Annotated in this window: 1 pseudogene; it reads left to right on the forward strand. The window is 41.3% G+C overall.

Annotated features, from left to right (window positions below):
• Positions 1-104 precede the first annotated feature (104 nt).
• Positions 105-206 (forward strand): annotated as a pseudogene (locus CWB85_RS22245) (DsbA family oxidoreductase); the annotation flags it as partial.
• Between the last annotated feature and the right edge of the window lie 7 nt (positions 207-213).

A 213-nucleotide genomic window follows, 5' to 3' on the forward strand; every position in this document is an offset into this window, starting at 1 on the left:
GCAGGTTAAGCACTTATTTCTGTACCTGGCAAAATGCCCCTCTTCAATGATCCGCTTAGCGCCTCCAAATAGACCCGTACCCACTGTAAAAAATAGGCTCACTCATGAAAAAGCTAAAAATCTCCAACGGTTCAGACGTAATGTGTCCGTGGTGCATTATTTGTTATAAAACCATTGAAACCGCATTAGCGCAAATAAGTGACGAATTTTAAC

Origin of the sequence: Pseudoalteromonas sp. S1727 (genome assembly GCF_005886375.1) — a bacterium.
In the GTDB taxonomy this organism is placed as follows: Bacteria; Pseudomonadota; Gammaproteobacteria; order Enterobacterales; family Alteromonadaceae; genus Pseudoalteromonas; species Pseudoalteromonas haloplanktis.